Source organism: Porticoccus sp. (assembly GCF_041592135.1).
Taxonomy (GTDB): Bacteria; Pseudomonadota; Gammaproteobacteria; order Pseudomonadales; family Porticoccaceae; genus Porticoccus.
Genome location: NZ_JBFHQR010000111.1, coordinates 1 through 8,558, shown reverse-complemented (window position 1 = coordinate 8,558; position 8,558 = coordinate 1). Strand labels below are relative to the sequence as shown.

Annotated in this window: 11 protein-coding genes; 6 read left to right on the top strand and 5 right to left on the bottom strand. The window is 57.1% G+C overall.

Annotated elements, in window-relative coordinates; translation table 11 throughout:
* Positions 1-206 precede the first annotated feature (206 nt).
* Both ABY948_RS09725 and ABY948_RS09720 read left to right on the top strand, forming a co-directional pair.
* A complete protein-coding gene (locus tag ABY948_RS09725) occupies positions 207-413 on the top strand; it encodes a cold-shock protein (RefSeq protein ID WP_461482338.1) in 207 nt (68 codons plus the stop codon).
* Between the two features lie 182 nt (positions 414-595).
* Positions 596-1,009, top strand: coding sequence for a DUF2784 domain-containing protein (locus ABY948_RS09720; RefSeq protein WP_461482337.1), 414 nt, complete (start codon positions 596-598; stop codon positions 1,007-1,009).
* Positions 1,010-1,136: 127 nt separating this feature from the next.
* On the opposite strand, the gene ABY948_RS09715 is transcribed toward ABY948_RS09720, so the two are convergent.
* Positions 1,137-2,240: a PrnB family protein gene (locus tag ABY948_RS09715; RefSeq protein WP_461482336.1), complete on the bottom strand. Its 1,104-nt coding sequence runs from the start codon at positions 2,238-2,240 to the stop codon at positions 1,137-1,139.
* A 256-nt stretch (positions 2,241-2,496) separates the two neighbouring features.
* Between ABY948_RS09715 and ABY948_RS09710 the strand changes: the two genes are divergently transcribed.
* On the top strand, positions 2,497-2,808 hold the full coding sequence (locus tag ABY948_RS09710) for an EthD family reductase (protein ID WP_461482335.1): 312 nt from the start codon (positions 2,497-2,499) through the stop codon (positions 2,806-2,808).
* Positions 2,809-2,891: 83 nt separating this feature from the next.
* On the opposite strand, the gene ABY948_RS09705 is transcribed toward ABY948_RS09710, so the two are convergent.
* Positions 2,892-3,218 (bottom strand): SemiSWEET transporter, encoded by a 327-nt coding sequence (locus ABY948_RS09705; RefSeq protein WP_461482334.1) that lies wholly within the window; start codon positions 3,216-3,218, stop codon positions 2,892-2,894.
* Positions 3,219-3,602: 384 nt separating this feature from the next.
* On the opposite strand from ABY948_RS09705, the gene ABY948_RS09700 reads away from it, so the two are divergent.
* From ABY948_RS09700 to trhA, 3 genes are all read left to right on the top strand, one after another.
* Positions 3,603-3,848 carry a VF530 family protein gene (locus tag ABY948_RS09700; RefSeq protein ID WP_461482333.1) on the top strand — a complete coding sequence of 82 codons (246 nt, stop codon included), beginning with the start codon at positions 3,603-3,605 and terminating at the stop codon, positions 3,846-3,848.
* 4 nt (positions 3,849-3,852) lie between these two features.
* On the top strand, positions 3,853-4,221 hold the full coding sequence (locus tag ABY948_RS09695) for a TfoX/Sxy family protein (protein WP_461482332.1): 369 nt from the start codon (positions 3,853-3,855) through the stop codon (positions 4,219-4,221).
* Between the two features lie 80 nt (positions 4,222-4,301).
* Positions 4,302-4,958, top strand: a complete 657-nt coding sequence (gene trhA / locus ABY948_RS09690) for a PAQR family membrane homeostasis protein TrhA (RefSeq protein WP_461482331.1) — start codon at positions 4,302-4,304, stop codon at positions 4,956-4,958.
* Positions 4,959-4,985: 27 nt separating this feature from the next.
* Here trhA and ABY948_RS09685 read toward each other — a convergent pair whose 3' ends face one another.
* From ABY948_RS09685 to ABY948_RS09675, 3 genes are all read right to left on the bottom strand, one after another.
* Positions 4,986-5,837, bottom strand: coding sequence for a response regulator (locus ABY948_RS09685; protein ID WP_461482330.1), 852 nt, complete (start codon positions 5,835-5,837; stop codon positions 4,986-4,988).
* Positions 5,838-6,285: 448 nt separating this feature from the next.
* Complete coding sequence (locus tag ABY948_RS09680) at positions 6,286-6,984, bottom strand: RNA polymerase sigma factor FliA (RefSeq protein ID WP_461482329.1); 699 nt, start codon at positions 6,982-6,984, stop codon at positions 6,286-6,288.
* Positions 6,985-7,144: 160 nt separating this feature from the next.
* Positions 7,145-8,558, bottom strand: a 1,414-nt coding sequence (locus ABY948_RS09675; RefSeq protein WP_461482328.1) for a flagellar biosynthesis protein FlhA, incomplete at its 5' end; no start/stop codon positions are given.

Below are 8,558 nucleotides of genomic sequence, written 5' to 3'. Positions count from 1 at the left end.
TGTGTTGTGCAGCAATACATTTTAATAATACTTGAATAGCAAAAACCGATGAGCCATGACATGGAAAATCAGAAGATGGGAAGTGTGATCTGGCTAAAATGGGTTTTTCTACAGGCTCGTTACGCGTCAAATTGAATTCACATCTATTTCCGTAATGGTGATAACTGAAATAGATTCTTAAAGATCACCACAATGAGAGAGACACCATGAGTAAGGGTACAGTAAAGTGGTTTAATGCAGATAAAGGCTTCGGCTTTATTACTCCAGAAGACGGCGGTAAAGATCTGTTTGTTCATCATTCAGAAATTCAAGCAGGAGGAGGGTTCGCAACACTGAAAGATGGCCAGGCTGTTGAGTTCGAAGTGGGTCAAGGCCAGAAGGGCCCATGCGCAAACAAGGTTCGTCCCTTGTAAGGAATAAGCACATAACAATCCAAGCCAGGCCAACGTGTTTGTCGTTCCGCTTTCGGCGCCACTACAAACACGCGCCTGCTTGGGGCGTTAAAAGCAAAATGAGAAAGTGGCCAAATTGCGCTCCAGCACCCCAGCCAACTGGTGCTAGTTCATCGGCTGAGCAAAGCGTTAGGTGAAAAAGTGTGTCGAAAGAAGCACTGTTAATATTGCTGGCAGATGCGATTTTAGTCGCACATGCATTGTTCGTTTTCTTTGTCGTATTCGGGCTTCTTGCCATTTATTTTGGATATTTTCTAAATTGGCATTGGGTCAGGAATAGAGCCTTCAGAATACTTCATTTATTCGCTATTGGAATAGTGGTCGTCCAGTCGTGGATTGGCGTCATTTGCCCTTTAACCATTTGGGAAATGGCACTAAGAGAAGCCACTCATTCGGAGTCGTATTCAGGTTCGTTTATCCAGCACTGGTTGCAAAACTTGCTTTACTATAGCGCTCCAGAATGGGTTTTCATTGTACTGTACACGGGCTTTGGCGCTCTGGTTTTAGCGAGTTGGTACATCGTGCGACCGAAAGCACGCACGCGCCAGCATCTATAAATCGCCCAACAAAAACAGGCGACATTGCCCACTGCGCGGACCGGCTCCCCTTGCAGTCGGCAAATTAGCACCACGTTAATGGACCACTACTCGGAGTTGCGGTGACGGCAAATCGCGGTGCCATTCACTACATCTGATATGCCCTTGTTTCATCAATCAACTGCTGCAACCACTGCATATAGGGCGTGCCGCCGGTGCCGCGGGGGTCGCTGACGTGGGTGTTGATATAGCTCTCGGCCCAGCGCAGGTGCTGCTCGCGGAACAGCGCCAGGTTTTCCAGCACGGCGTTAAAGGGTTCCGGTTCGGCCAGACTGTTGAGCGGCGTCAGGCGCTCCAGCTCTTCGATGATCAGTCTGTGCCCTGCGGGCATATAGTGGCGCATGTCGCGCAGGTGGTTGGTCAGGGTGCTGGGCTTGTGGGGGATTTTCAGCAGCGCCACCAGAGCGGGGATGATGGAACTCTGCGCCCCGGTTTCGCCGCGCTGGCTGAGGGGCACCTGGTTGTTGACCCCTTCGTAGCTCACATCCTCAAAGAAGCGGATATAGGGGCGAAAGGCGCGGAAGTAGAGTTCCGGCGACATGTGCTCCGGTATACGCCGCAACACCTGTAACTGCTTTTCCAGACAATCGGCAATCTGCCGGAGCGCGGCATTGATGGTCTCTGCGCACCAGTTGTTCAGAACCGGCGCCAGTGCCCGGAAGATTTGCGCGGCCAATGCCTCGATCTCCACGTGCACGAGAATAAACCAGTGCTCGTCGTAAAGTTCAACAAAGTTCTGCAATGTGTCGATATTGCCCAGGGCGATGGGGCCGTCGGGGTCGAGCCGGTACCAGTTGTAAAGGGCGTAGCCGTCGTAGGAGAGTATCGGCGGCCGCTCCAGCAACTCGCCAGCCTTCACCAACGGTACGGCGATATTGGCCGGCAGTGAATGACAGGGCGGCTGGCCGATCTGGTTGATGTAGCCCGAGGCGATGAAACCCAGCCGCACATAGTAGAGCCGCAGCTCGGCGTCCGGCGCATGACAGTATTGGGGCTCGAATTCGGGAATATGGCAGCCCCTTAAATAGTCGCGGGCCTCGGGGCGGTTGAGCAGCTGCGGCAATTTCCGGCCAATCTCGTCCAGGGGTTCAAAGGGGGAGCCCGGCGGGAAGCGGGTCAGCGGATCGGGCTCGGGCAGCAGGCCGCGCCTGACGATGGAGCCCTGCAGTTGTGACAGCAGCTCGCGGTACATAAGGCCACTCTCCTGGCGACTTTCCTGATCGGGGTATTTTCAGTCTAGCCGCTTTTCGCGCCGGTCGCGGCACCGGCTCTGTTCAAGGCGCACGCCATTATTCTCCAGCAACGCGCCAACAGCTCAGCTGCAAACCCAGGGGTAATTTCCCATTCAGATGGCCTGAGCTGCGCGGCATGAAGCCCGCTACATAGATCGCGGCGGCCAACAGGCCCTACCCTACAGAATCAGTATTCATCAGGCAGGAGGACACAGAATGATAAAAGTCAGCGTGATGTACCCAAACAGCCCGGAAGCCACTTTCGACATCGATTACTACTGCAATACCCATGTGCCCATGGTGGTGTCGCTGCTCGGCGATGCCCTGAAAGGCGGCGCGGTAGACCACGGACTGGCGGGCGCCGCGCCGGGAGAAGCGCCGGCGTTTATTGCCATGGGGCACCTGACCTTCGATTCCGTGGCATCATTCCAGCAGGCATTCGGCCCCAACGCCGCAGACATTCTCGGGGACTTGCCCAACTTCACCAATGTGCAGCCGCAAATCCAGATCAGCGAAATCAGGCTCTAGGCCCCGCTGCGGACCAGTTTTTCACCAGCAACCCCCTGGAGCCGGGCGGGCCATGCCATTCACGGCCAACCCGGCTCGCTTTTTTAGGTGCGCCGCGCCCTGCGGGCAACCAGCGTATCCCTGATCTTGAATACCAGAATGGCCGAGGAGAGCATCAGGGTGACCAGATTGGCGACGATAAGCGGCAGCTCCTCCAACAGTATTCCGTAGAGCAGCCACAGGATCACTCCGGACACGAAGATGAGATACATGCCCAGGGAAATGGCGCTGGTGTCTTTAGTCCTCAGGGTATGAATCACCTGGGGGACGAAGGCGCCTGTTGTACAGGCCCCGGCGATGTAGCCGATCAATGCTGCACTGATCATTTGAAGTTGTTCCAGTTGGGGTGACTTGATGGTTGATTTTAGCATTCCGCTTCTGCGCTCAGGCGCCCGTTTTGACCGGCGACGGGTTTTATCCCGATTCTCCCAGCAGTTGCGTTGCACATGACTGTCAGGTGTCGATCTCACCCCCCGCGCTTTCAACCGGCGCATTCCACACGGGTGGGTTATCCTTATTCCCAAACCAATATCCTGGCCTCGGTACTCAAGGGTGTTGCTGAATGCCTCTGCCGATATGAATGTATTGCAGGTCAACTGTTTTCCATGCCTTGATTCGACGCGGGGCAGCCACACTGAAAGTGCATCTCCGCTCGCATCACTGTATGGTGCGGGCCTCCCCAAGCCGCGCGCTGTCAGGGCCGGGTTGCGAGCGTTGGGGGTATCAACACAACTGCGATGGTGATCAATGAACCTATGAACAGGCAGCAACCGAACAATCCCCTGCATGGCGTCACCCTGGAACAGGTCGTCACCAAGTTGGTGGACCACTATGGCTGGGAGGGTCTGGCGGAACGAATCAATATCAATTGCTTTAAAAGCGACCCGTCCATCAAGTCAGCCCTGAAGTTTCTGCGCAAGACCCAGTGGGCGAGGGACAAGGTCGAGAGCCTGTATCTCTCGACCTTTGCCAGGCCATCCCCCTGGGGCGGAGCCAAGTAACCTCATGCCAGCGTCGCGGGCCGAACAGCAATTTGTCGCCTACCTGGTCGACCTGTTGCAGGTGATCGGCCCGGCGAGGGCCAAACGCATGTTCGGCGGCCACGGCATCTTTCTCGATGGACTCATGTTTGCACTCGTTGTGGACGGTACGCTTTACCTGAAAGCCGATGCCAAAACCCAGGAACATTTCCTGCAACGGGGGCTGGAGGTATTTAGCTACATCAGGCAGAACAAGCCGTGCCAGCTATGCTATTACCAGGCGCCGGAAGAGACCCTTGATGACCCCGATGAAATGCGCAGCTGGGCAAATAAGGCCTATGCTTGTGCAGTACGGGCAGCGTCGAAGCATCCCAAAACCGCAAAGCCACTCTAGGCTGCAGGCTTGGAGCGGAACTGCCGGTATCCGCTGCCCTCGCACCACCGTATCATCGACTTTCAACGTAGAGAACGAACATGCGCATTTGGCATCCAGTCCCCTATCGCGAGCAATCCGCCGCCGAAGAGATGGCCAACAGCATCAGCCACGGCCTCGGCCTGGTTGCCGCTCTCGCCGGCACCCCGCTGCTCATTCATCGCGCGCTGCAACAGCAAAGCATTCCCTTTCTGGTTGGCAGCGGCGTGTTTGCCGCGACCATCATCTTCCTCTACCTGACCTCCACCATCTATCACGCCCTGCCGATTGGCCGGGCCAAACATATTTTTCGGCTGATCGAGCACTCGGCGATTTTCTTCCTGATCGCCGGCACCTATACGCCGTTCACCCTGGGAATTCTCGACGGGGCCTGGGGTTGGTCACTTTTCGCGATTGTCTGGGGATTGGCCATCGCCGGCGTGGCGCTGAAACTACACTACCAGGCATCCCGGCCCATGCTGTTTACCGGCCTGTATCTGCTGATGGGGTGGGTGATGGTGATTGCAATCGATCCGCTGCTCGCCCGGGTTCCGTGGGAGGGATTGCTGTTACTGCTGGCGGGCGGCCTGTCCTACACCGCGGGGGTCATTTTTTTTATTCTCGACTCGAGGATAAAGTATTCGCATTTGATCTGGCATCTGTGCGTGATCGCCGGCAGCGCCTTTCACTACTTCACGGTGCTCGGGTATGCCGTCTGACAGGGCCGCAATCAAGCATTCTGCGGCTCAGTTCGCACGCGCAGAAGGGGCATTTATTTCCTCTTCGATTAACAGGGTTACCCGTTCGTACTCCGCCAGGGTCTGACGATACAGAAAGTCTGTTTCGGACGGCGCCGGCACACCGGACTTGGCGGTATATTCGAGATCCTCCAGCAGCTGCCCCAGCAACCTGGCGCCGATATTTCTACTGCAGGATTTCAGGCCGTGGGCCACTTCGGCAAGCAATACCCCATCCACGGCCTGGTAGGCTTCATCCAGATCGGAGATCTGACTTTTTGACTCCACCAGATAGATGGACAGTATCTGTTCGTAGAGCTCGGGCAGCTCACACACACCTTTCAGTTGCGCCAGCACCCCGTGATCGAGTCCGGAAGGAATACCAGAGGGGGGCTTTTCGCCGCAGGCCACAGCCGTCGGCGGTGATGCCGTTGCTACCGTATTGGCCCCAGCCTGCTCAGCCGACAGGGCCATATTTTTCAGTATCGCCTTGCCGAGCAACTCGTACTCAATGGGCTTGGTCAGGTAGTCGTCCATCCCGGCATCGAGGCACAACTGCCGGTCCTTGTGCATGGCGTTGGCGGTGAGCGCGATGACCGGCGTCGCCTTCAGTCCTTTTTCCTTTTCCATTTTGCGGATAATCCTTGTGGTCTGATAACCGTCCATAGTGGGCATCTGGCAGTCCATCAATACGACGTTTGCCCGGCAATCCGCGAAGATCTTCACGGCCTCCTCGCCGCTGCCGGCAACCACGGAAGTCGCTCCCAGGTAGCTCAGCATCGCCAGGGCAACTTTCTGGTTGGCCAGGTTGTCTTCCACCAGCAAAACCCGGGTTCCCCCCAGAATTTTTTTCTCAGTCATAGAAGCAGTATCGGCTATTTGTAAAATCATGGTTGCTTCGCCCTCTCATTCTCCATCCTCAGCCAATCACTTCCGTAAATATGGCGGAAGGTGGTGACTGGCTCGAATGCCTAGTCAGGCAGGTCCGTTCAGGTTCCATACAGGTCAACCCAACCATAATGACGGCCAACAGTGTGCTGCAATCAAAATCTCACCAGGCAGTTTCCAACAACACTCCAAACCGACCAAAGGTCATCAGATGACACTCCCTCTTCCGAGGAGCCAACAGAATCACCAAACTCTTGGCACCGCATCATACGAAGGGCAGATAAAGCACAGCATACAGGGGGAAATTAAAATGCGCGAAGCTAGACAAAATATATGTGAACTGTCTCACAATAATTTCTCGGAACATCTTCGCCATATCGGCCTTTCCACCTGAATTGGCAAAAACTGGGAACAATCCACATCAATAACTCAACTTGCTCCTCAAGCGGCTGACCGCCTGGCTGTGCAGTTGGCAAACCCGTGATTCGGTAACCCCCATGATCACGCCGATTTCCTTCAGGTTCATTTCCTTCTGGTAGTACAGGGACATCAGGATTTTTTCCCGTTCCGGGAGCGCGTCAATGGCTTCCACCAGGCGCTCCCGCTGTTGACTATCCAGCAGTTCCTCGAAGGGTGAACTCGACCGGGTTTCACCGAATTCCTCATCCACTCTCGCGCCGATCAGGTCATCCAGCGGCAACAGGTCGCCGCTATTGGTATCGCTCAGCAGCTGGCGGTACTCCTCCATGCTCATCTCCAGGGCTTCCGCGATTTCCCGCTCCACCGGAGGGCGACCGAGCTGCTGCTCCAGATGCCGTATACAGGCGTCCATATCCCGGGCGCGGCGCCTGACGCTGCGCGGCATCCAGTCACGGGTGCGCAATTCGTCGATCATGGCACCGCGAATACGCTGACTGGCAAAGGTGGAAAAACTGGCGCCGACGGATTGGTCAAAGCGACCCATGCTCTCAATCAGGCCCACCACTCCGGCCTGGATCAGATCATTGAGTTCGATGCTCGCAGGCAACCGGACCTGCAATGACAGGGCTATGCGCCTCACTTCAGGAAGATACTGTTCGATCAGGGCGTCCTGATGGATCTTGCCCTTAGATGTGTACACCCCGGTCCCCCGACTGGCTACACGGTCCCCAGCTATCATCTGAGTAACTCCAACTACTGTTTACCCTTGCCATTATTCTGCTTTGCCCGGCAATGAAAGCCCCAATTAAGCGGCATTAATGGGATTATTTCTCGCCATCGAGCTCGCCGCGGCCCTGCCGCTATGACGCGGCACCCACCACGCTGGTGATGCGCAGGCTGCGATCACTGGGAATTTCGGCATCCGACATCACCATCAAATGCGGCACCCGGCGCTGTAAAAACCGCGCCAGCATGGGTCGCAAGCCGTGGGGAACAACCAGCACCGGCGGCTCTCCGGCAGCGTCCTGGCGCCCCATGGCATTGCGCGTCTGCTCGACCAGGGTTTCCGCCAAACCCGGCTCCAGCACCCCGCCATTGAGCGACGCCTGACTGAGCACCTGTTCCAGCTGGCCGTCGAGCACGATGGCATTCAATACCTGGTTGCCGGGGTACCACTGCTGGGTGATGGAGCGCCCCAGGGCAATGCGCACCGCTGCCGTCAACTCATCGACGCTGGAATTCGGGTGACCGTGTTCCGCCAGGGTATCAAGAATGGTGCGCATATCGCGGATGGAGACCTGTTCGTGCAGCAGGTTTTGCAACACCCGCTGCAATTGCGTGAGGGTAATCTGTTTCGGCACCACATCCTCCACCAGTGACGTGTTGTCCTCGCCGATTTTGTCCAGCAGCCGCTGCACCTCCTGGCGGCCGAGCATTTCTGCCGCATAGCGGTGGATGAGATGGTTGAGGTGGGTGGCCACCACGGTGCTGGCATCCACCACGGTATAGCCACTGATCTGGGCCTGCTCCCGGCCGTTGGCCTCGATCCAATAGGCCGGCAGCCCAAAGGCCGGGTCCTGGGTCTTGATGCCGTCGAGTTCCCCGGAAACCTGGCCGGGATCAATGGCCAGCCACTTGCCCGGGTAGATCTCGCCGCGAGCCACCTCGGCACCCTTGAGCATCACCACGTAGACATTGGCGGGCAGTTCCAGGTTGTCGCGAATGTGGATGACCGGCGGCAGGAAGCCGATGTCCTGGGCGATCTTCTTGCGCACACTTTTGATCCGCGCCAGCAACTCACCCCGCTGGGAAGCATCCACCAGCGGAATCAGGCGATGCCCCACCTCGAGACCCAGCACATCGACCAGCTGCACATCGTCCCAACTGGCCTCCGGCAACTCCTCCTTCACGGTCAACTGAGGCGCGACGACTTCTCCCTCCACCGACCGCAGCTGGCGGTTTTTCAGGACCCACGCCAGGCCGCCGAACAGGGCGGTGAATAACAGGAACACCCCGTTGGGCATGCCGGGCACCAGCCCCAGCAGGCCCAGCACCCCCGCGGTCAGGGCGAGCACCTGCGGATTGACGAATAGCTGGCCGATCATCTGCTGGCCGACATCCTGGTTGGTATCCACCCGGGACACCATCACCCCCGCCGCGGTGGAGATCACCAGGGCGGGAATCTGGGCCACCAGGCCATCGCCGACGGTCATCAGCGTGTAGGTTTCGGCCGCGGTGGCGAAACTCAGGTCGTGCTGGAGGATGCCGATCATC